Origin of the sequence: Protofrankia sp. CiP1_Cm_nod2, assembly GCF_920664355.1 — a bacterium.
In the GTDB taxonomy this organism is placed as follows: domain Bacteria; phylum Actinomycetota; class Actinomycetes; order Frankiales; family Frankiaceae; genus Protofrankia.
The window spans coordinates 2,967-3,586 of record NZ_CAKKTL010000074.1 but is presented as its reverse complement, the minus strand read 5'-3'; the positions used below and the strand labels follow the sequence as shown (position 1 = coordinate 3,586).

The 620-nt window shown below is 66.1% G+C and carries 1 protein-coding gene; it reads left to right on the top strand.

The window, feature by feature from the left end; all coding sequences use genetic code 11:
• Positions 1-620 (top strand): glycosyltransferase family 39 protein (locus tag NBW84_RS10645; RefSeq protein WP_250284093.1); only part of this gene is annotated, 620 nt, incomplete at both ends.

The window sequence follows — 620 nt, the reverse complement described above, 5'->3', positions numbered from 1 at the left end:
TACACCTACTGGTACGATCATCCCTTCGGGGGATGGCTGCTCATCGCCGTCTACACGACGTTCACGCACGCGTTCGAGCGGGCGCCGACAGCGGTGGCCGCCGCCCGTGAATGTATGTTCGTCGTTCACCTGGTGAGCTGCGCGCTGCTTTATCTGCTGGGCCGTCGGCTGACGTTGCGACGGGTTTTCTCGGCCACCGCGGTCCTGTTGTTCTCGCTGGCGCCGCTCGCGGTCTGGTACCAGCGGATGGCTTTTCTCGACAACATCGCCGTGATGTGGGTGCTGGCGGCGCTGGTCTGCGCGGCATCCCCCCGGCGCAGCGCCGGCGCGGCGATCTGGGCCGGTGTCTTCATGGCCTTCGCCTTCTGGTCGAAGGAGACGAGCCTCATCCTGCTGCCGGCCGTCTATCTGCTGCTCCGCCAGCACCGTGACCGGCGGAACTGGCGTTTCGTGCGCCAGAACTTCCTCGGTTTCCTCACCGTGATCTGTGGCCTCTACGTCCTCTACGCCGTCATCAAGAACGAGCTGTTCGAGGGCGCCGGCCACGTCTCGCTGATCGGCGCGACCAGATGGCAGCTGTTCGAGCGGCCGGCGAGCGGCAGCCTGCTGACCGCGGACAG